The following is a 21,862-nucleotide window of genomic DNA, read 5'->3' on the forward strand; positions in this document are numbered from 1 at the left end:
GGAGAGGCGGCAGTGCATGTCAGGCCAGTTCGCCGGCAGTTTCCGAACGACGGGACAGCAGGCTGACTACCACGAAGCTCACCAGGCCCACGGCCAGGCTGTAGTAGATCGGGGTGTTGGCTTCCAGGCCGTCGGTGAACATGAACACCAGGGCGGTGACGCAGCCCAGGAACATGCTGGCGATGGCGCCGGCGGTGGTGGCGCGCTTCCAGTAGATGGCGCCCAGCAGCGGGATCAGCATGCCGCCGACCAGCAGGTTGTAGGCCAGGGTCAGGGCGCCGAGCACGTCGTTGACGATGAGCGCGATGACCAGCACGGCGATGCCGGTGAGCAGGGTGAACAGGCGGGTCATGCCGAGGCTGGATTCCTTGCCGCCACGCAGCTTGGGCAGCAGGTCTTCGGTGATGGTGGTGGAGGCGGCGAGCAGGCCGGCGCTGGCGGTGGACATCATCGCGGCCAGGGCAGCGGCGATCACCAGACCACGGATGCCGTCCGGCAGCGAGGCCTGGACGATGGCGGCGAAGGCGTTGTTGACGTTGTCCAGGTCGGGCAGCAGCACCTTGGCGCACATGCCGATCAGGGCACCTACCAGGCCGTAGATCACGCAGTAGACACCGGCGACGGTGCCGGCGTACTTGGCCACGCCTTCGCTGCGCGCGGTGAACACGCGCTGCCAGATGTCCTGGCCGATGAGGATGCCGAAGAAGTAGATCAGGAAGTAGGTGATGATCGTGTCATAACCGATGGTGGTGAAGTTGAAGGCGGTTTCCGGCAGCTTGGCCACCAGTTCGTCCCAGCCGCCCACGCGGTACAGGCAGATCGGCAGCAGCAGGAACATCAGGCCGACGGTCTTGATGATGAACTGCACGATGTCGGTCAGGGTCAGGGACCACATGCCACCGATGGTGGAGTAGACCACGACCACGCCGCCGCCGAGCAGGACCGAGATCCAGAACGGCAGGCCGAACAGCACTTCCATGACGGTGCCGATGGCCAGGGTGGAGACCACACCGATCATCAGCGCGTAGGCGAACATGATCACCGCGCTGGCCTGGCGGGCCATCGGGTTGTAGCGACGCTCCAGGATCTGCGTAACGGTGAAGATGCGCAGCTTCAGCAGGGGCTTGGCCAGGAACAGGTTCAGCACGATGATGCCCGCGCCCAGGGCGGCGCAGAGCCAGAAACCGGAAATGCCATGGACGTAGCCCAGGCGCACGGTGCCGACGGTGGACGCACCACCGAGAACGGTGGCGGCCATGGTGCCCATGTAGAAGGCCGGGCCGAGGTTACGGCCGGCGACCAGGAACTCCTCATGGGACTTGGCGCGGCGCATGCCGTACCAGCCCAGCAGCAGCATGCCAGCGGCATAGATCAGTACTACGAAAATATCCAAAGCCATTTCAGGTCTCTCTATCTATTGTTGTTGCCACGACTTTGAGGCCGCGACAGGTGTTGCAAGGCGCGCAACGCTTCACACTGCGCCTCTTGAATTCGTCCTAGTCCTTGTATTCGGGGCATTCCCTTTCGAGCTTTCTCAGCCAGGCTTCCCAGACCAGCTGGCGCTGCCATTCGCAGGCCTGGAACTGTTCGCAGGCATGCACGCTGAGCTCGTTCGGCATCTCGCGGATGCCGCGCAGCGACGAGGCGGCGACTTGTATCTCGCACGCCTTGTTCAGGTAGTACATGACGTAGAAGGCATCGGCGACGCTGGCACCGACGCTGAGCAGCCCGTGGTGGCGCAGCATCAGGGCGATGTTGTCGCCGAGGGAGTCCACCAGGCGCTCGCGCTCACCCAGGTCCAGGGCGATGCCTTCGTAGGTGTGGTAGCCGACGCGCTGGTGGAACTCGGCGCTGATCTGGTTGAGCTGGGCCAGGCCGTTGTCCGAGGCGGCCACCGCCATACCCGCGAGGGTATGGGTGTGGATCACGCAGTGGGCATCGGCGCGGGCCATGTGCACCGCGCTGTGAATGGTGAAACCGGCGATGTTGTAGTCGGCGTTGCCTTCCACCACACGGCCGTGCATGTCCACCACTATCAGGTCGCTGGCGCAGATTTCCTCGAACATCAGCCCGAACGGGTTGATCAGGAAGCGCGGTTCCACGCCTGGCAGGCGCACCGAGAAGTGGGTGTAGAGGGTGTCATCCCAGCCGAACAGGGCGGCCAGCCGGTAGGCGGCCGCCAGGTCACGACGCAGGATGGCTTCGTTCTGTGCGTTCATCAGTGACGGATCTGCGAGAGGAATGCGCGGGTTCGCGGATGCTGTGGGTTGTCGAAGAACTCGTTCGGCGTCGCGGTTTCCACGATCTGGCCCGCGTCCATGAACACCACGCGGTCGGCCACCTTGCGGGCGAAGCCCATTTCGTGGGTCACGCAGAGCATGGTCATGCCGTCCTGGGCCAGTTCGGTCATCACTTCGAGTACTTCGCCGACCATTTCCGGGTCCAGCGCCGACGTGGGCTCGTCGAAGAGCATCACCTTGGGGTTCATGCACAGGGCGCGAGCAATGGCTACACGCTGCTGCTGGCCACCGGAAAGCTGGCCGGGCTTCTTATGGGCCTGGGAGCCGATGTGCACCCGGTTCAGGTAACGCAGGGCGAGTTCCTCGGCTTGCTTGCGGCCCATGCCGCGCACCTTCATCGGTGCCAGGGTGCAGTTCTCCAGCACCGTCATGTGGGGGAACAGGTTGAAGTTCTGGAACACCATGCCGACTTCGCGGCGCACGTGGTCGCTACCGGACTTGGTGGAGATGTCCTGGTCCTCGACTGTGATGGTGCCGCTGTCATGGGGATTGAGGCGGTTGATGCAGCGAATCAGCGTCGACTTGCCAGAGCCCGACGGGCCGCAGATGACGATCTTCTCGCCCTGGCGTACCGACAGGTTGATGCCCTGCAGTACCTGGAAATCGTCATAGTGCTTGCCGACGTTCTGCAGACGGATGATTTCGTTCATGGCGGGCTCCTCAGATACGGCGCATACGAGCCAGGGTGCGTTGCACCAGGCCGACGGATTTGCTGCTGGCACCGCCCTGGGCATCCCAGGAGAGGCGTCGTTCGAGGCCGCTTTGCATCCAGGTCAGGGTGTAGACCATGACGAGGTAGTAAACGAGGGCGACGGCGTAGTACTCGGAGAACTGGAAGGTGGTGGAGACCGTCTGCGAGGTGACTGCCATCAGTTCCTGCAGGGAGATGACCGACGCCAGCGAGGTGATCTTCAGCAGGGTGATGAATTCGTTGGCCGTTGGCGGCACGGCGATGCGCGCGGCCTGGGGCATGATGACGTAACGGAAGGTGTGCCAGCGCGACAGGCCCAGGGCGTGGCCCGCGGCGTACTGACCCTTGTCGACGGCCTTCAGCGCGGCGCGGTTGATCTCCACCTGGTAGGCGGCTTCGTTGAGCGACAGGGCGATCCAGGCGGCGATGAAGGGGGTGAACCACTCTTCACGGAACACCGGGAAGAACTGCGGCAGGGCGTTCCACACGAACAGCAGTTGCAGCAGGGTCGGCGCGCCACGGAAGACGCTGAGAACCCCGCGCAGGGAGCTGCGCCAGACGCTCGGCGGACCGTCCAGGGCCAGGGCGCAAGGAATGGAAATGAGGATACCCACCGAGTGGGACACCAGCGCCAGGATCAGGGTGATGCAGGCACCGCGGAAAAAGTGCCAGGACGTCAGGGCGTCCCAGAAGACAGTCACATCGAAGTTCATGTACGTGTCCTGCGTGAATGAAAGCGTGCCGTTGCACCCTCTCCCGCAAGCGAGAGAGGGGCGGGCGGTTGGCCGTGCTTACTGCGCGGCGGTTTCCAGGTTGGCTGGATCGAGCTTCCATTTCTCGGCGATGGCCTTGAGGGTTCCATCGGCCTTCAGAGCAGACACGGCGTCCTGGACGGCCTGCTTGTCTTCCGGGTTCGGACGCATGTAGGCGCCGAAGATGTCCTTCTCGGGGAAGGCGTAGAGGGTCTTGAACTGACCGGGGGTCTGCAGTTCGCGGTAGGCCAGTTCGGTGTCCTGGGACAGGCCGGCGGCGGCGCGGCCTACCAGCACTTGCTGGGCGACGTCGCTGCCTTTCGGGTAGGTCTGCAGCACGGCCGGGGTCTTGCCAGCGGCCTTCAGGTCGGCGTTGAGCTTTTCCATGATGGTCACGTAGCGGGTGCCGGACTGCACCGCGACCACCTTGCCGGACAGGTCGTCCAGGCTGTTCAGCTTGAGATCGCCCTTGCCGCTGCCGAAGACGATGGTGGCGCTAGACAAGTAAGGCACGGCGTTCAGCTTCTGGACGCGTTCCGGGGTGATCAGGGTGCCGCTGATGACCGCATCGCAACGCTTGGCATCCAGGCCCGGCAGCAGGCCGGTGAACTCGGTGACGATGAAGCGCGGTTTGACGCCCCAGTGCTTGGCCAGCGCGCGGATCAGGTCCGCGTCGAAGCCGCTGGGCTCGCGGTCACCGGTTTTCTCGAAGAACTCCAGCGGCGGGAAGGTCGGGTCGGAACAGACCTGGAAGCTTCCCGAACTCACGAACGAAGGTTTGCCGTCGGCGGCCATCGCGCCACCGCTGAGGGTGGCGGCGAAGAGACCGGCGAGGGCAAACAGTTTCAGCGGACGATTGGTCATCGTGTAACTCCTTCAAGGCGTTTTGCAGTGGTTGTTGTTGTTAGGCAGTCGCAAAAAAGGTGGAGCTGTTTCTTCGTTGTTACGCGGCTTCAGGCAAAGCCTGAGCGGACGCTTGGGAAGTCTTGCCCGAGGGGACCCAACGCGGACCTTTGGGACCGTAGACGGCGGCCGGTTCCGGGAAGATCGCCAGCAGTACCAGGTACAGCAGGGCGGCCGTGCCCAGAGTGACCGGCAGGCTGATATCGATGCCACCGGCCAGCTCGCCAAGCGGGCCGACGAACTGGCCCGGGAGGTTCACAAAGCATAGGCCCACCACGGCGCTCGGGATCCAGGCGCCCATGCCGCGCCAGTTCCAGCCGTTGGTGAACCAGTAGCGGCCGCCGGACTGGCCACGGGTGAAGACCTGCAGGTCGTCCGGGCAGTAGAAGCCGCGGCGGATGATCAGGCCGAGGATCATGATCACCATCCAGGGGCTGGTGCAGGTGATGATCAGCACGGCGAAGGTGGACACGCTCTGCACCAGGTTGAAGGCGAAGCGGCCGATGAAGATGAAGCCGATGGACAGCACGCCGATCATCACGGTGGCCTGCACACGGTTGAGCAGGCGCGGGAAGACCGAAGACATGTCGAGGCCGGTGCCGTAGAGCGAAGTGGTGCCGGTGGACATGCCGCCGATCACCGCAATCAGGCACACCGGCAGGAAGAACCAGGCCGGGGATACGGCCAGCAGGCCGCCGACGTAGTTGTTCTGCGCGATGTAATCCGGGGCCTGCACGGCAACGATGGTCGCGGTGACCAGGCCGAACAGGAAGGGAATCAGGGTGGCGAACTGTGCGGCGATCACGGCCAGCATGATGCGCTGCTTCGAGGTTTCACGCGGGATGTAGCGCGACCAGTCGCCGAGGAAGGCGCCGAAGGAAACCGGGTTGCTCATGGCCAGCAGGGCGGCACCGATGAACGCGGCCCAGAAGCCTTCCTGACCGAGGTTCACGGAACCGGCGTAGGCTGCGTCGAACGGACCGACGAAGGCGAAGATGCCCAGCAGGAACATGACGCTGGCGGCCCACACGGCGACCTTGTTCACCAGCAGCATGAAGCGGAAACCGTAGATGCACACCGCGAGTACCAGTACGGCGAACAGGCCGTAGGCCAGGCCCAGGGTCAGGTCGGTTTCCGGCAGGTCGAACAGGCGCTTGGCACCGCCCACCAGGGCGTCACCGGAACTCCAGACCGACAGCGAGAAGAACGCGATAGCGGTGAGCAGGGAGAGGAAGGAGCCAACGATACGACCATGCACGCCGAAGTGGGCGCCCGAGGACACCGCGTTGTTGGTGCCGTTGAGTGCGCCGAACACGCCCATCGGGGCGAGGATCAGCGAACCTACCAGCACGCCCAGCAGGATGGCCCAGAAGCCGGCCTCGAAAGACAGGCCGAAGAGCACCGGGAAGCTGCCGAGTACGGCGGTGGCGAAGGTGTTTGCACCGCCGAAGATCAGGCGGAACAGGTCCAGGGGGCCGGCATCCCGTTCGTGATCGGGAATCTGCTCGACACCGTGTGTCTCTATTCGGGTGACTGCGTGATCGTTGTTGTTGTTATGCATTTCTTACTCTCCCAGGGAGCCTTGTCAGGTCGGCGGCAGATGCGCCGGCATGGCCGACAAGTGCTCGTGACAGGCCAACCAGTGGCCTTCTTCTTGTTGCCGACGGAAAACGATGGTTTCCCGCTCGCGGCTTTCTATGTCTTCACCCTGGATGCGCAGGCGCGTGGCGACGTCGTGGTAGAAAATCGCCACGTCGCCTTGCAGGCTCACCACGGGGTTGAGGGATTCGCACGCCAGCACCTCGAAACCGTCGCGCTGCCAGCTTTCCCACAGCTCGCGATAGGCCGCGCGGGTGGGCAGCGGCTTGTCACAGGTGTGGAAGACGAAGCTGGCGTCTTCGCTGAAGGCAGCGAAGTAGGCTTCGGTATCGTTCGCGGCGAAGGCGGCCACCAGCGTGCTGGCGGCCTCCAGGACGTGTTGCTGTTCGCTCATGGCTGGACTCAACGACGCTCTACGCCCGGCAGGATGCAGAGCATTTCGTAGAGCAGGTTGGCGCCCAGCAGCGAGGTGTTGCCGGTGGTGTCGTAGGGCGGGGAGACTTCGACCAGGTCGCAGCCGATGACGTCCAGGCCCTGGCAGCCACGGATGATTTCCATCGCCTGGATGGTGGTCAGGCCGCCGATTTCCGGGGTGCCGGTACCGGGCGCCCAGGCCGGGTCGATGCCGTCGATGTCGAAGGAGAGGTAAACCGGGCCGCCGCCGACTTTCTCGCGGACTTCGGCCATCAGCGGAGCCAGCGACTTGTGCCAGCACTCTTCGGCCTGCACCACGCGGAAGCCCTGCTTGCGGCTCCAGTTGAAGTCTTCGGCGGTGTAGCCCTGGGCACGCAGGCCGATCTGCACCACGCGGTCGCAATCCAGCAGGCCTTCTTCCACGGCGCGGCGGAAGGTGGTGCCGTGTGCGATCTTCTCGCCGAACATGTTGTCGTTGACGTCAGCGTGGGCGTCAATGTGCACCAGGCCCACCTTGCCGTGCACCTTGTTGATGGCACGCAGGATCGGCAGGGTGATGGTGTGGTCGCCGCCCAGGGTCAGCGGGACGATGCCGTGGCCGAGGATGCGGTCGTATTCCTGCTCGATGATGCGCACGGCTTCCAGCAGGTTGAAGGTGTTGATGGCCACGTCGCCGATGTCGGCCACGTTCAGCGAATCGAAGGGGGCAGCGCCGGTCGCCATGTTGTACGGGCGGATCATCACCGATTCGGCGCGGATCTGGCGCGGGCCGAAGCGGGTACCGGAACGCAGGGAAGTACCGATGTCCAGCGGAACGCCGACGAAGGCGGCATCCAGGGCATTGAGTTCTTCAGGGGATTGGATGTGCGGCAGACGCATCATGGTGGCGATACCGCCGAAACGGGGCATCTCATTGCCGCCCAGGGGCTGATGGAGTTTTTTGTCCACGGGGTGGCCTCACGGTTGTTGTGGTTGTAGGTAGTTGGCGGATTCTGGTGACAGTGCCATCACGAACAAATCGCTGGCGGCAAATAATTACTTCAAGGATTTCTAAACTATCGGGAGCGGGTACACTGCCGCGGCTGGTGGGGACACCGGCTCTTGTGGGGGCGAATTCATTCGCTAAGGGACGCGCAGCGGCCCCATGAGAAATTGCATTGGCAGGCCTGCGGCCTGCTCAGCGAATGAATTCGCCCCCACAGGAAGGGACCCGGCATCGTTCTCGGCCAATCTGGAGCCCCCATGTCCACCCCCATGCCCGACCTGAAACTCCTGCGCATCTTCGCCAGCGTGGTCCGCAACCAGGGTTTTGCCGCTGCGCAGCAGGAGCTGAACCTCTCTACTTCGGCCATCAGCACCTACATGAGTCAGCTGGAAGGACAGGTGGGCCTGACCCTCTGCCATCGCGGCCGTGGTGGGTTCAGCCTGACCAGCAAGGGCGAGCTGTACTACCAGGAAACCCTGCGCCTGCTGGGCGAACTGGAAAGCTTCGAGCGCTACTCCGCGTCCCTCAAGGGCGAGCTGCGCGGCACGCTGAACCTGGGCGTGCTCGACTCCACCGTGGGCGATCCGTCTCTGCCGCTGGCCGAGGTGATCGGCGCCTACAGCCAGGAGCACGCCGCAGTGCACCTGCACCTCTCGGTGATGAGCCCCTACGACCTGCAGCTGGGTGTGCTGGACAACCGCCTGGACCTTGCCATCGGCGCCTTCTCCACGCGTATGAACGGCCTGGTCTACCAGCCGCTCTACCGCGAGCAGCACTGGCTCTACTGCAGCGAGCGGCACCCGCTGTACAGCGAACGGCGCATTCCTGCCGAACTCATCACCCAGCAGCGCATGGTGGGGCGTGGTTACTGGAGCCAGGCAGAACTGGCGCGCCACGGCTTCAAGCACAGCGCGGCAACGGTGGAGTCCATGGAGGCGCAACTGATCCTGGTGCTGTCCGGCGCCTACATCGGCTACCTGCCGGAGCACTACGCTCACCCCTGGGTGGAGCAGAAGCGCCTGCGCGCCCTGCTGCCGGCCACCTTCGGCTACCAGGCGCCGTTCTCCATGATCCTGCGCCGGGGCCGCGCCAAGGAACCGTTGATCCTCACCTTCCGCGACCTGCTGCGGGCGCAGTTGAACCTGCGCTGAGGTTCCCGGATGTAACCCGGATGCCCTGTGGCAAAATGCGTCTCCCAGGAGACCCCTCATGCCCCGCCCGAGTTGCCCGCGCTGCCAGCGCCCCGAATCCCACTGCCTGTGCCCGCTGATTCCTCACCTGGCGAGCCGCACCCGCGTGCTGCTGTTGCAGCATCCGAGCGAGGTGAGCCATGCACTGAACACCGCGCGCCTGGCCGCCCTGGGGCTGGCGAATGCAGAACTGCGCGTGGGCGAGCGCTTCACCGATCTGGCCGAGACATTCGCCGATACCCGTTATCGCGCCTGCCTGCTGTTCCCTGGTGATGATGCCCGCCCCGTAGCGGAAGTGGCCGGTGACGACGACCCGCGGCCGCTCCTGCTGGTGGTGCCCGACGGCACCTGGCGCAAGGCGCGCAAGCTGCTCTATCTCAACCCCGAGCTGGAAGCCTTGCCCAGAGTGACCCTGCCCGACGGCCTGACCTCCCGCTACCGCCTGCGCAAGGCGCCGATGGCCGGGGCGCTTTCCACCCTCGAAGCCATCGTTACTGCCCTCGACATCCTCGAAACGCCCACGCGATACGACGACCTGCTACGGCCGTTCGAAGCGCTGATCCAGGGCCAGATTGAAGCGATGGGGGAGGAGACCTTCAGGAAAAATCACACCCAGTAGGTTGGTCCGAGCTACGCGAGGCCCAACGATCCAGAGTCGGACTTCGCGTGTTGGGCTTCGCTTCGCTCTGCGCCAACCTACGGGCGCTCGGAATCGCCGGTCGTGTGGCTACTCCAACCTACGGAATGTCCGAAAGAATCACGCCCAGTAGGTTGGTCCGAGCTACGCGAGGCCCAACGATCCAGATGCGGACATCGCGTGTTGGGCTTCGCTTCGCTCTGCGCCAACCTACGGGTGCTCGGAATCGCCGGTCGTGTGGCTACTCCAATCTACGGAATGTCCAGAAGAACCACTCCCAGTAGGTTGGTCCGAGCTACGCGAGGCCCAACGATCCAGAGTCGGACTTCGCGTGTTGGGCTTCGCTTCGCTCTGTACCAACCTACGGGCGCTCGGAATCGCCGGTCGTGTGTAGGGTGGATGACGCTCTTTTCATCCACCATCGGTACCATGTCGGACTCCGATCGGTGGAAATGAAAAGCGATTTCCACCCTACGGAATGTCCCAGTCCTAGCGTTCCCGCATTGCTTCCTGCCGCGCTTTCAGCACCGGCTTCAGCAGGTAATCCAGCACGCTCTTCTGGCCGGTGATGATGTCCACCGTGGCGACCATGCCGGGGATGATCAGCAGCGGGTGGTCGTCCTTGCCCAGGTGATTCTTCTCGGTGCGCACCTGGATCAGGTAGAAGCTCTTGCCTTCCTCATCCTGGATGGTGTCGGCGCTGATCAGCTCCAGGCCTGCCTTGAGCCCGCCGTAGATGGTGTAGTCGTAGGCGGTGAACTTGACCATGGCTTTCTGGCCGGGATGGAGGAAGGCCACGTCCTGGGGACGGATGCGCGCCTCGATCAGCAGACTGTCTTCCAGAGGCACCACTTCCACCAGGTCGCTGCCGGGCTGGACCACACCGCCGATGGTGTTGACCTTGAGCTGCTTGATCACGCCGTGCACCGGCGAGACCACAGTGGTGCGGCTGACGCGGTCGTCGATGGCCTTGCTGGTGGAGGTGATCTTCGACAGTTCAGTGCGTGCTTCGTTGAGTTCCTTGAAAGCGTCGGAGCGGAACGAAAGCCGGCTTTCCTCCATCTTCCGTTCGATCTCCGACACCGCTGATTCAGCGCGAGGAATGGCCAGGTTGGTGGCCTCCAGTTCACCTCGGGTTTCCACGGCACTGCGCTGCAGGCGGAGGATTTCCACCTGGGAGATGGCGCCGGCCTTCACCAGCGGCTGGGACATGTTCAGCTCCTGCTGGATCAGCCCGAGGCTGGAGCGGTATTGCTGGCTCTTGGAGCGGAATTCGGCGAGTTCCTGCTTCTTCTGGCGTAACTGCTCGCTGAGGATGCGCTGCTCGCTTTCCAGGCGAGCGGTGCGCGCCTGGAAGAGGGATTTCTCGTCTTCAGCCAGTTGCGGCGCGTCGTGGGTGATCTCCCCGGGCAGCGCCATTTCGCGGCCTTCGGCCTCCGCCGACAGGCGTTCCACCTTGGCCGTCAGCGCGAGTCGGTCCGCTTCGCTCTCGCCCTTGTTGGAGCGGAAGCGGGTGTCGTCCAGACGCAGCAGCACGGTGCCCTTGTCCACCACCTGGCCTTCGCGCACGAGAATCTCCGAGACGATGCCGCCTTCGAGGTTCTGGATGATCTGCACCTTGCTGGAGGGGATGGCCTTGCCCTCGCCGGTGGTGACTTCATCGAGCACCGCGAAATGCGCCCAGACCAGCGCCACCAGCAGCAGCGTGCAGGCCACCCAGACGGTGACGCGGGTCGCCCGCGGTGAATCCTCCGCCATGGCGCCGGCCACTTCCGGCATGAACTCGGCGTCACTGCGATCACGGCGGCCGAAGTAGGAGTTGGGCGATTCTGCGCTGGCCATGCTGTGTCTCCTCAGGCGTTGCCCTGACCGATGCGGCCCTTGCGCAGGGCGTCGATGACGGTGTCCTTGGCTCCGTCGGCAACGATCTGGCCGTTGTCCAGCACCACCAGGCGGTCCACCAGCGCCAGCATTGAACTGCGATGGGTGATGAGGACCAGGGTCTTGCTCGTCGACCAGATCGACAGGCGCTGGCGCAGCTGTTCCTCGCTCGAGTTGTCCATGGCGCTGGTGGGTTCGTCGAGCACCAGCAGTGGCGGATCGAGCAGCAGCGCGCGAGCCAGCAACACCGCCTGGCGCTGGCCGCTGGACAGCAGTTGGCCGCGCTCGCCTACCGGCCGGTCATAGCCTTGCGGGTGTTGCCGGGCGAGTTCGGCGACACCGGTCATTTCCGCTACTTCCAGCATGCGGTCGTCATGGACGTGGCGCGCACCCAGGGTGAGGTTGTCGCGCAGGCTGCCGGCCAGTAATGGCAGATCGTGGCTGACGTAGCCGATCTGCTGGCGCAGGTCGCCGATATCGGTCTGCCGCAGGTCGATACCGTCCAGCAACAGTTGGCCTTCGTCCGGCGCATAGAAACCGAGCATCAGGCGCGCCAGGGTGCTCTTGCCCGAACCGCTGCGGCCGATGATGCCGACACGTTCGCCAGCGGTAATGCGCAGGCTGACCTTGTTGAGTGCCGCCGCGGCCTGCCCCGGATAGCGGAACTCGACCTGGCGCACTTCGAGGTTGCCCTTGAACGCCTGGTGTTCCAGCGGCTGCTGGATGGCCTCGCGCTCCTGAGGCAGGGCCATCAGCGCGTCCGTGGACTTCATGGTCAGTTGCGCCTGCTGGTAGCGGGTGATCAGTCCGGCGATCTGCCCCAGGGGCGAGAGCACGCGGCTGTTGAGCATGTAGCAGGCCACCAGGGCGCCGACGCTGAGGTTGCCGGCGATGATGCTGTAGACGCCCGCGACGATCATCGCCAGGCCGGCGAACTGCTGCATGAACAGCGTGCCGTTGGTGGCCAGGGCGGACAGGAAACGTGCGTGGCTATCGAGCCGGGTGAGGGCGCCGTGGGTGTGTTCCCAGCGGTGCTGGCGTTCGCTTTCGGCGCCACAGGCCTTGAGGGTTTCCAGGCCGGACAGGGTTTCGATCAGCAGCGCCTGGCGTTCGGCACCCAGGGCCAGGCTGCGTTGCACCGTGTCGCGCAGGCGCGTCTGGATGATCCAGGCGAAGATCGCGGTGAGCGGGAAGGCGAGGAGCGGGATGACCACCAGTGGCCCGCCGAGCAGGCCGATCACCAGTAGCATCAGCACCGAGAAAGGCAGGTCGATCAGGCTGGTGAGGGTGACGGCGGTGAGGAATTCCCGCAGCCCCTGGAAGTCATGGATGCTCTGGGCGAACCCGCCGATGGTGGCGGGGCGCGCCTTCATCGACATGCCGATGATGCGCTCGAACAGCGTGGCAGAAAGCACCACGTCGGTCTTCTTGCCGGCGCTGTCCAGCAGGTTGGCGCGCAGCACCCGCAGCAGCAGGTCGAAGCCGGTGCCTATCAACAGGCCGATGGTCAGCACCCAGAGGGTCGCGGTGGCCTGGTTGGGCACCACGCGGTCGTAGGTCTGCATCACGAACAGCGGCACCAGCATGCCCAGCAGGTTGATCAGCAGGCTCGCCAGCATCGCATCGGCATAGAGCCAGCGGGACAGCCGCAGGGTGTCGCGGAACCAGGATTTCACTCGTGGCACCAGCGGCGCGTGGGCTTCCTCCAGTTCGTGGCGCGGGCGCGCGAACAGGGCCTGGCCGCCGTACTCCAGCGCCAGGATCTCGCGCGGAACCCATTGCTCGCCGCCGTCGGCTTCGCACGGCAGGATCAATGCGCGCTGGTCATCGAGCCGGGTCAACACGGCGCTGCGCCCGCCCTTGAGCAGTAACAGCAGCGGCAGGTTGAGCGGCGAGATGGCCGCCAGCTCGCGGCGCAGCAGGCGGCCTTGCAGGCCGGCGCGAGCCGCGGCGCGCGGCAGCAGTTCGGCGGAAAGACGCTGGCCCGGCAGCGGCAGGCCGCTGCTCAGGCTGGCGCGGCTGGCGGGTCGGCCATGCAGGCGACAGAGGATCAGCAAGCCATCGAGCAAGGGGTCGTCATGACCCTGGCGCGGGTCGCGGGGACTGTCAGCCCTCTCCATGGTGGTCATGATCCTGGACTCCCATGCTGGCTCATTTCATGTCGGGCAGCCGGGCTTCGCTCTTCACTTCGGAGACGGCGACGGCTTCTGCCGGGACAACGACTTTCTGGCGACGCAGGAGGTCGCCCATGGCCGAGATCACGCGGTACATGGAGAACTCTTCGGTGTAGCGCACTTCCACGTAGCGGCGGTTGGCGGTGAAGAGTTCGTTCTCGCTGTCCAGCAGGTCCAGCAGGGTGCGCTGGCCCAGGCCGAACTGCTGCTGGTAAGCCTCGCGGACGCGGGCGGTGTAGTCGGCGTAGGAGCGCGCCTCGGGGGTTTGCTTGCGGGCGTTTTCCATGGCGTTCCAGGCCAGCGAGAGGTTCTCGTTGAGCACCCGCAGGGCGTTGTTGCGGATGTCCATGGATTGGTTGACCTGGTAGGCGGCTGCTTGCAGCCGGGCCTTGTCGCGCATGCCGTTGTACAGGTTGTAATTCATCACCACGCCGGCTCGCCAGGTGTTGTAGTGACCCTCGTCGCCTTGCACGTTGTCATCGGCGGTGGTGGCCAGTTCGGCATCGAGGCGTGGGTAGAAGGGCGCCTTGGCCGATTCGTACTGGCTCTCGGCGGCCTGTACATCGGCCTGGGCCGATTTCAGCAGCGGGTTGGTATCCATCACGCCCTGGCGTGCAGCCAGGAGGTCGGACGGCATCTCGGGCTTGACGCTGGACGGCTCCACCAACTCGTCGGCGGGCAGGCCGACGGCGCTGTAGAAGTTGGCTTCCGCATCCGCCAGGTTCACTTCCTCGGTGTAGAGGTTGTTCTTGGCCAAGGCCAGGCGCGCTTCGGCCTGGTCGAAGTCGGCGGTGCTGCCCACGCCGCGTTCGCTGCGCAGGCCGATCTGGTCGTGGATGCGCTCGTGGGCCATCAGGTTGTTCCTGGCCAGGACCACCATCTCACGACGCTTGAGTACTTCCAGGTAAACCTCGACGGTGCGCAGCGCCAGGCTTTCCGCAGTGCCCAGGGTGAAGTAGGCGCGGGAATTGACCACGGACTGGGTGCGATCCACTTCGTTGGGGGTGTTGAATCCATCGAACAGCATTTGCCGCAGGCGCAACTCGGCATCGCGGAAATTCAGGGTCTCCTTGTTGTGATCGCCGAGGGCTCGGGTGGTGGGGCTGTCGCTCTGCTCCCGCCCCACACCGGTTATCAGGTCGACGGTCGGTAAATACCCACCTTTGGCGACTTTGACTTCTTCGTCGGCGACCAGCCGATTCTGGGCGCTGGCGAGGAGTTCGGGATGCTTGTCGAGGGTGCTCTGGATAGCGTCGGTGAGCGTCATGGCGTGGATTTGCGTGGTTGCCAAGGCAATCAGGATGCCGGACCACAAGGGGGTGAGAGTGTGCATTTCTTGTCGTTCTCCTTGTTAATACATTGCGTCCTGGCGCCGTAAAATTGGCGAAAATCCATCGAAAACCGTTTCAGGCTTGTAACATCAGAGCTAAGAACAACTTTTCGATTACCTAAGAAGAATTTTTCACATGAGTTAGCAGGAAAAATTCTTATGCACTCGTCGGAAATCCAAGACATCTTTTTGCCAGCAGATCGCGGTTTTTGGGGCTTTCCGGCCTCACCTGCGGTTGCTTAATGCGGTCAAGCACAAATCAAGAAACTCAGGGCGGGGTTAGTCCGGCGTAAAAGGCCGTCGGCGGGCTGCGTGACGTTTTATTGACATTGCGTGGTTTTCTGGCTGGCGACGCTTCCTCTGGTGCTTCTTCACGTTCCCGTAGTCCGGTTCGGATGTGCTGTGACCCCTCATTGACTGGGATCGGCGCTGTCCGTCTGGCAGCACGCGGTGCGGGAGGAAGGAGTCATGGCTGGATCAATCGGGGTCGTTCGGCAGGTCGTCGGGGACGTGTTCGCGGTAGCTGCGGATGGTTCGCGCCGCCTGCTCACCGAAGGCGATCGGGTCTTCGCAGGTGAGCAACTGGTCACCGGCGCCCAGGGCGCGGTAGCGGTGGCCCTGGCCAACGGCCAGGAACTGGTGCTCGGACGCGACAGCAGCATGCCGCTGAACAACACGCTGCTGGCCGGCGCGCCCGATGCGACGCAGCCCGGCACCGACAGCGCGCCGGCTGCGCCCAGCCAGCAGGACCTGACCGACGTCGAGAAACTCCAGGCTGCCATCGAAGCCGGTGTCGACCCGACCCAGGCCGCTGAAGCCACTGCTGCCGGTCCCGGTGGCGGCGCTGGCGGCGGCAACGCCGGCGGCGGCCACTCGTTCGTACTGCTGGGCGAGACGGCCGGTGCCGTGGACCCTACCATCGGCTTCCCCACCGGGCCCATCGCCTCCGCTGTGGAGTTCCCGCAACCGGAAACCGGCATTCCCGACATTCCCGACATTCCGCTGGCGGTACCGGTAGAAGTGCCGGTCAACGGCGTTCCCAGCGCAGTGGATGACACCCAGAGCGTCAGCGAAGGCGAGGAAGGCATTCAGGGCAACGTATTGGGCAACGACGACGGCGGCCCGGACCTGCCGACGACCTTCGTTTCCTGGCAGGCGGCCAATGCCATCAGCGGAGCCAATGGCAGCCTGTTGGTGAACACGCCCTACGGCGTGGTGACCCTCAACCCCGACGGCAGCTACAGCTTCCAACTGGCCAATGGCACGCCGGCCGTGGAAAGCCTCGGCGAGGGGGAAACCGTCGACCTCGGCTTCGGCTACAGCATCCAGGACAGCAACGGTGACCAGAGCTCCGCAAATCTGATCATCACCATCGTCGGCCAGAACGACGTGCCGACGATCGAGGTCAATTTCCCGGATGTCGGCGGCCGCGTGGTCCAGGTGTTCGAGCGCGGCCTGCCCGGCGGTTCCAGCGAAGGCGATGGCAGCAACGTAGTGCATGGCACCTTCACGATTCGGGACCCAGACGGTCTGGACAAGCTGAAAAGCCTGGCCGTGGGTGGCCTGGACCTGCAGATCGACGCGACCCACCCGCTTGGCAGCTTGATCGGACGGGGTTTCGAAGCGGCGCATGGCACCGTGCAGATCACCGGGTTCGACGCTTCCACGGGTACCTTCAGTTTCAGCTATACGCTCACCCGGCCCATTACCGATCTCGCCACGGGTGATGAGCTGGACGGTTTTGTCCTCCAGCTGAGCGACGGTCTGGGTCTTCCGGTCTCGGCCAACGTCAGCATCGAGATCGTCGACGACGTCCCCACCGCCAGTCCGGACAGCGGCAGCCTGACAGAGAACGGCGAGCCGTCTAGCCTGGCGGGCAATGTGCTGGACAACGACGCCAGTGGCGCCGACCAGCCGAAGGCCTTCACCAGCTGGAATGGCGTGGCCGGCGCGTCTGCTGGCGAAGGCGGCAGCCTGCTTGTGAACACCCCCTATGGCGTCGTCACACTGAATGCAGACGGTAGCTACAGCTTCGTGCTGGCCAATGGTTCGGCGGCGGTCGAGGCGTTGACCGAAGGCCAGCAGGTCACCCTGCAATACGCCTATTCGATGCAGGACGGCGACGGTGATCCGAGCAGCTCGACCCTGACCCTCACCATCACCGGCAGCAACGACATTCCCAGCATCGAAGTCAGCAGCCCGGATGCTCAGGGCGGGTTGGCTCAGGTATTCGAGAAAGGGCTTTCGGGCGGCAGCAGCGCGGGTGACGGCAGCACCGTCACCACCGGCAGCTTCACCGTGGCCGACTCCGACGGCCTGGCCAACCTGAAAACCCTCAGCGTCGGTAGCCTGACGGTGGACCTCACCACCAGCGGCTTCGCCAGCCTGGTCGGGCAGAGCTTTGCCACGGTCCACGGCACGGTGCTGATCACCGGCTACAGCGACGGCGCCTACAGCTTCAGCTACACGCTGACCGAGGTGGCTGCTGATGCCGCCGGTCTGGAGACGGACGGCTTCCTTATTAATGTGGGCGATGGCCTGGCCAATGCTTCGGCGACCGTCACCATTGAAATCGTCGACGACGTACCGCAGGCCAAGGCGGACAGTGCGTCGGTCAGCGAAGGCGGCAGCGTGATCGGCAATGTGGTCACGGGAGCGGGATTGGGTTCGGTGGCCGATGCCTTCGGCGCCGATGGTCGTCCGTCGCCGACTAGTGGTGTGGTGGGTGTGCGTGCCGGTGGCGACACGTCGACGCCGGTTGCCGGCGGCGTGGGCAACAGCATCCCCTCCGCCTTCGGCACCCTGGTGCTGCATGCCGATGGCAGTTACACCTACACCAGCAATGCCAACAGCCTGGCCCAGGTCGGCACGCTGGATACCTTCACCTACACCATCGTGGATGCCGACGGTGACCTCAGCACCACGACCCTGACCATCGATGTGTCCAACATCACCGTGGTGGGTGGCGTACAGGCTGGCTCGGACAATGATGCGCGTGAGGCCGCCCTCGGCTTTGGCAGCGAGCCGGCCAGCAACGACGAACTCGCCAGCGGCACCCTGGTTGCCAACGGTGGGAACGGGCCTTACAGCTTCAGCCTGGGTGTCGGAGCCGGCAACGGCCAGTACGGCCAGTTGGTGGTTGGCAGCAATGGCACCTACACCTACACCTTGCTCTCCGCGCCCAAGATCAATCCCGGCGATAACGGCAACAACCTGCAGTTCACGGAAACCTTCACCTTCCAGGTGGTCGACGCCAACGGCAACACCGGCATTGGCACCCTCACCATCGACATCATCGACGATGTGCCGAACATCAGCGTGAAGGGGACCGAAGGGCTCGATCTGCAGGTGGACGAAACCACGCTCGGCATCACCGACAGCGGTAATTTCGCAGACGCCTTCGCGCCGGTTTTCGGCGCCGATGGGGCCGCCGCCAGCAATGCCATTACCTACGCCCTGGAGGTGAAGGTGCCGGGGGTGGACAGCGGCCTGCGTGACACCGCGACGGGCAACAGCATCCTCCTGTTCAAGGAGGGCTCGGACATCGTCGGGCGCGTGGTCGGCGGGGGACAACTCGCCTTCCGTCTGAGCGTGGACGCTAACGGCACAGTGACCCTGGAGCAGTCGCGGGCGATCTTCCATACGCCCGACACCGGGCCGGATCAGTCGGCGGGCCTGGCCAGTGCCGACCTGATCACCCTGACCGCCACCATCACCGACGGTGACGGCGACAAGGACAGCGCATCCCTCGACCTGGGTAACGCCATCAGCTTCAGGGACGATGCACCCAGCATCGACCCGTACGTGAAAGTCAGCCTCGACGATGACGCTCTGCCTGGCGGCAACCCGGGCGGGGTGGACGACAACACCCCGGACACCCACAACACCAGCGGCGTCATCGCCCATGATTTCGGCGCTGACGGCCCCGGCGAGATCGAGTTGCAGGACAGCGGCGCGCCTTATGGCTTCACCTACGTGGAGGTCAACGGCGGCCTGTTGATCAAGCAGGGTGAAGTCACGGTCATCACTATCACGCTGGACAGGTTCACCGGTGCCTACAGCGTTACCCAGAACGCGCCGATCATGCACCCCGAGGGGTATGACGAGAACGACCTGACCTTCGAGATCGAATACAAGATCGTCGACCGCGATGGCGACCGTGCCGACGGGTCGCTGTACATCAAGGTGGATGACGACTCGCCCGTGGTCAGCAGCAATCTCGTGGTGCAACTGGATGACGATGCTCTTTCGGGCGGAAATGCCGACGGCATTGGCGACGTCATGCCGGATACCGCGAACGTCACCGGCACACTGGGGCACAGCTTCGGGGCGGATGGTCCGGGTTCGATTACGCTGCTTACCAGCGGTGCGCCCGAAGGCTTCAGCTATGAGAAGAGCGGCGACAACCTGTTGATCAAACAGGGCGGCCTGACGGTCATTACCCTGGCCCTGAACTGGGCGACCGGTGCTTACAGCGTCGTACAGAACAACCCGATCATGCATCCGGACGGGTACGACGAAAACGACGTGAGTTTCAGCATTGCCTACAAGGTGACCGATGCCGATGGCGACAGCGTCGCGGGCAACCTGATCATCAACGTGGACGACGACACGCCCACGGCTTATGCCGACAGCGCCAGCATCGTCGAAGGCAGCGTTCCCGCTACTGTGGGCGGCAATGTGCTGGACAACGATATGGGCGGCGCGGATAAACCGAAGGCCTTCACCAGTTGGAACGGCGTGGTCGGCGCCATACCCGGGGATAACGGCAGCCTGCAGGTGAACACCCCCTATGGCGTCCTCACCCTGCATGCAGACGGTAGCTACAGCTTCGCACTGGCCAATGGTTCGGCTGCCGTCGAAGCGCTCGCGCCGGGCGAACAAGTGGTCCTGCACTACGCCTACAGCATGCGCGACGCCGACGGCGATGCCAGTCACTCGACCCTGACGCTGACGATCATCGGCAGTAACGACACCCCCACGGTTGAGGTGGCTTTCCCGGATGCCCAGGGTGGAATGGCCCTGGTATACGAGAAAGGCCTGCCGGATGGTTCCAGCGCCGGGGATGGCAGCACCCAGGTTGATGGCACGTTCAGTCTTGGCGATCCAGATGGCATCGGCGATCTGAAGTCCGTCAGCGTTGGCAGCCTGACGGTGGACCTCACTACCAGCAGCTTCGCCAGCCTGGTCGGGCAGAGCTTCAACACGGCTCATGGCACCGTGCAGATCACTGGCTACAGCGATGGCACCTACAGCTTCAGCTACACCCTGACCGAGGCCACTACTGACGGCGCTGGGCCGGAGTCGGATGGCTTCCTGGTCACCGTCAGCGACGGCGTGGCCAGTGCCTCGGCCACCGCGACCATCGAGATCGTCGACGACCTGCCCGCCGCCAATCCCGACAGCCGTGGCCTGACCGAGAACGGCAGCCCCTCTAGCGTCACCGGCAATGTGCTGGACAACGACGTCGGTGGTGCCGACCAGCCGAAAGCCTTCAGCAGCTGGAACAGCGTGGCCGGTGCCACACCGGGGGATAACGACAGCCTGCTGGTGAACACCTCCTATGGCCTGGTGACCCTGCATGGCAACGGCGGCTACAGCTTCGCGCTGGCCAACGGCTCAGCCGCGGTGGAGGGACTGGATCAGGGCGAGCAGGTTAGCTTGCAGTACGCCTATTCCATGCGCGACGCCGACAACGACCCGAGCGATTCGACGCTGACCATCACCATTACCGGCAGCAATGATATCCCCACGGTGGATGTCAGCTCCCCGGATGCCCAGGGCGGAATGGCCAAGGTTTATGAGAAGGGCCTGCCGGAGGGTTCCAGCGCAGGGGACGGCAGCACTGTCACCACCGGCAGCTTCACCGTCGCCGACTCCGATGGATTGGCCAACCTGAAGACCCTGAACGTCGGCAGCCTCAGCGTCGACCTCACCGCCAGCAGCTTTGCCAGTCTGGTCGGGCTGAGCTTCACCACCGCCCACGGCACGGTGCAGATCACTGGCTACAGCAATGGCGTCTACAGCTTCAGCTACACGCTGACCGAGGCCACGACTGATGGCGCCGGCCCGGAAACGGACGGCTTCCAGGTCAACGTGGGCGATGGCCTGGCCAGTGCCTCGGCGAATGTCAGTATCGAGATCGTCGACGATTCTCCAAGCGCCAACCCGGATAGCCGTGGCCTGACCGAGAACGGCAGCCCATCCAGCGTCAACGGCAATGTGCTGGACAACGATGTGGGGGGCGCGGATCAGCCGAAGGCCTTCACCAGCTGGAATGGCGTGGTTGGCGCAACGCCGGGGGATAACGGCAGCCTGTTGGTCAATACGCCCTACGGCGTCGTCACCCTGCATGCCGATGGTAGCTACAGCTTCGCGCTGGCCAATGGTTCGGCGGCGGTGGAGGGCCTGGACCAGGGCGAGCAGGTCACCCTGCAGTACGCCTATTCCATGCGGGACGCCGACAACGACCCGAGCAGTTCGACGCTGACCATCACCATCACCGGCAGCAACGATATCCCCAAGGTCGATGTCAGTACGCCTAACGCTGGCGGCGACCTGGCCAAGGTCTACGAGAAGGGTCTGCCGGATGGCTCCAGCGCCGGGGACGGCAGCACGGTCACCACGGGCAGCTTCTCCGTCGCCGACGCCGATGGGCTGGCCAACCTGAAGACCCTGAATGTCGGCAGTCTCAGCGTCGACCTCACCACCAGCAGCTTTGCCAGTCTGGTGGGGCAAAGTTTCAACACCGCTCACGGCACGGTGCAGATCACCGGTTACAGCAATGGCACTTATAACTTCAGCTACACGCTGACCGAAGCGACCACCGATGCAGCTGGTCCGGAGACGGACGGCTTCCAGGTCAACGTGGGTGATGGGCTGGCCAGTGCCTCGGCGAATGTCAGTATCGAGATCGTCGACGACGTCCCAAGTGCTAATCCCGACAGCCGTGGCCTGACCGAGAACGGCAGCCCGTCCAGCGTCGGCGGCAATGTGCTGGACAACG

Annotated in this window: 14 protein-coding genes; 3 read left to right on the forward strand and 11 right to left on the reverse strand. The window is 64.2% G+C overall.

Going from position 1 to position 21,862, the window contains the following annotated elements:
- Positions 1 to 19: 19 nt before the first annotated feature.
- The 8 genes from DM872_RS04315 to speB form a co-directional block, all read right to left on the reverse strand.
- The gene (locus DM872_RS04315; protein ID WP_077524058.1) at positions 20 to 1,399 is read right to left on the reverse strand and encodes a sodium:solute symporter; all 1,380 of its coding nucleotides are present in this window, start codon (positions 1,397 to 1,399) and stop codon (positions 20 to 22) included.
- A gap of 97 nt (positions 1,400 to 1,496) precedes the next feature.
- Positions 1,497 to 2,219, reverse strand: a complete 723-nt coding sequence (locus DM872_RS04320) for a class II aldolase/adducin family protein (protein ID WP_179058301.1) — start codon at positions 2,217 to 2,219, stop codon at positions 1,497 to 1,499.
- Positions 2,219 to 2,950, reverse strand: a complete 732-nt coding sequence (locus tag DM872_RS04325) for an amino acid ABC transporter ATP-binding protein (RefSeq protein ID WP_077524056.1) — start codon at positions 2,948 to 2,950, stop codon at positions 2,219 to 2,221. Before DM872_RS04325 ends, DM872_RS04320 begins: the two co-directional genes overlap by 1 nt.
- A 10-nt stretch (positions 2,951 to 2,960) precedes the next feature.
- Positions 2,961 to 3,704 (reverse strand): amino acid ABC transporter permease, encoded by a 744-nt coding sequence (locus DM872_RS04330; protein ID WP_179058302.1) that lies wholly within the window; start codon positions 3,702 to 3,704, stop codon positions 2,961 to 2,963.
- 78 nt (positions 3,705 to 3,782) lie between these two features.
- Positions 3,783 to 4,607, reverse strand: coding sequence for an ABC transporter substrate-binding protein (locus DM872_RS04335; protein ID WP_179058303.1), 825 nt, complete (start codon positions 4,605 to 4,607; stop codon positions 3,783 to 3,785).
- A gap of 79 nt (positions 4,608 to 4,686) precedes the next feature.
- Complete coding sequence (locus DM872_RS04340) at positions 4,687 to 6,207, reverse strand: purine-cytosine permease family protein (protein WP_179058304.1); 1,521 nt, start codon at positions 6,205 to 6,207, stop codon at positions 4,687 to 4,689.
- Positions 6,208 to 6,231: 24 nt separating this feature from the next.
- Positions 6,232 to 6,639, reverse strand: coding sequence for a YybH family protein (locus DM872_RS04345; RefSeq protein ID WP_179058305.1), 408 nt, complete (start codon positions 6,637 to 6,639; stop codon positions 6,232 to 6,234).
- An 8-nt stretch (positions 6,640 to 6,647) separates the two neighbouring features.
- Positions 6,648 to 7,607, reverse strand: coding sequence for an agmatinase (gene speB, locus DM872_RS04350; RefSeq protein WP_179058306.1), 960 nt, complete (start codon positions 7,605 to 7,607; stop codon positions 6,648 to 6,650).
- Between the two features lie 294 nt (positions 7,608 to 7,901).
- On the opposite strand from speB, the gene DM872_RS04355 reads away from it, so the two are divergent.
- Positions 7,902 to 8,795 (forward strand): LysR family transcriptional regulator, encoded by an 894-nt coding sequence (locus tag DM872_RS04355; RefSeq protein ID WP_179058307.1) that lies wholly within the window; start codon positions 7,902 to 7,904, stop codon positions 8,793 to 8,795.
- A 58-nt stretch (positions 8,796 to 8,853) separates the two neighbouring features.
- Positions 8,854 to 9,453, forward strand: a complete 600-nt coding sequence (locus DM872_RS04360; protein WP_179058308.1) for a tRNA-uridine aminocarboxypropyltransferase — start codon at positions 8,854 to 8,856, stop codon at positions 9,451 to 9,453.
- A gap of 507 nt (positions 9,454 to 9,960) precedes the next feature.
- Here the strand turns inward: DM872_RS04360 and DM872_RS04365 are convergent.
- The 3 genes from DM872_RS04365 to DM872_RS04375 are packed head-to-tail and all read right to left on the reverse strand — an operon-like array spanning position 9,961 to position 14,859.
- Positions 9,961 to 11,313 (reverse strand): HlyD family type I secretion periplasmic adaptor subunit, encoded by a 1,353-nt coding sequence (locus DM872_RS04365; protein WP_179058309.1) that lies wholly within the window; start codon positions 11,311 to 11,313, stop codon positions 9,961 to 9,963.
- A gap of 11 nt (positions 11,314 to 11,324) precedes the next feature.
- Positions 11,325 to 13,481, reverse strand: a complete 2,157-nt coding sequence (locus DM872_RS04370; RefSeq protein ID WP_179058310.1) for a type I secretion system permease/ATPase — start codon at positions 13,479 to 13,481, stop codon at positions 11,325 to 11,327.
- A gap of 22 nt (positions 13,482 to 13,503) precedes the next feature.
- Positions 13,504 to 14,859, reverse strand: a complete 1,356-nt coding sequence (locus tag DM872_RS04375) for a TolC family outer membrane protein (protein WP_179058311.1) — start codon at positions 14,857 to 14,859, stop codon at positions 13,504 to 13,506.
- Positions 14,860 to 15,324: 465 nt separating this feature from the next.
- On the opposite strand from DM872_RS04375, the gene DM872_RS04380 reads away from it, so the two are divergent.
- The coding region (locus DM872_RS04380; RefSeq protein ID WP_179058312.1) for a retention module-containing protein at positions 15,325 to 21,862 on the forward strand (6,538 nt) is incomplete at its 3' end.

This window comes from Pseudomonas taiwanensis, from assembly GCF_013393345.1.
Lineage (GTDB): Bacteria > Pseudomonadota > Gammaproteobacteria > Pseudomonadales > Pseudomonadaceae > Metapseudomonas > Metapseudomonas resinovorans_C.